Source organism: Pseudoalteromonas sp. bablab_jr011, assembly GCF_016464045.1.
In the GTDB taxonomy this organism is placed as follows: Bacteria; Pseudomonadota; Gammaproteobacteria; order Enterobacterales; family Alteromonadaceae; genus Pseudoalteromonas; species Pseudoalteromonas lipolytica.
In genome coordinates, this window is the sequence record NZ_JACDWU010000153.1 from 1 (window position 1) to 609 (window position 609).

Below are 609 nucleotides of genomic sequence, written 5' to 3' on the forward strand. Positions count from 1 at the left end.
AATAACGAAAAAAGCCACTCATTGAGTGGCTTTTAAATTCGTTAATTAAGCAGATTAGAACTTAATTGTAGCACGTACATAAACAAAGCGATCCATGTTAACGTCATACTCTGTTACAGAGAAGTTGTTAGTAGAGATTGCTAAATCGTTGTTTAAGTATTCAGGAGAAGGCTCTTTTGCAAATAAGTTCTCAATACCTAACGTAAACTTAGTATTATAAGTATCTAAAGAGTATCCAACTGAAACATCGTGTACAGTATATGATCCAATTTCAGCCGCCATACCAGGATAAGAAGGCGTGTAACCTAATACATCATAGTAGTTTTGCATACGATCTACATAGCGAGTTTGCCAATGAGCATCAAAATCACCTAAAGCCCAATCTAATGCAAATGTCCCTTTGTATTCTGGATAACCAGCATCACCATATTGAACACCTACTTGGTCTTCGCCATCAAACTCGTTTGTCATAACGTATGACACATCTAGTGAAGTACGGAAGCTACCGTATTCTGTATCAAACTTATATGCAGTATAGAAGTCGATACCTTCAACGTTATATGTACCAGAGTTTTGTAAGAAGTTACGTAAGTCAGTTACGTTACCATT

1 pseudogene is annotated in these 609 nt (G+C 36.3%); it reads right to left on the reverse strand.

The annotated features are described in order from the left end of the window. Positions 1–54 precede the first annotated feature (54 nt). Positions 55–609: pseudogene (locus JIG41_RS07415) on the reverse strand (TonB-dependent receptor); the annotation flags it as partial.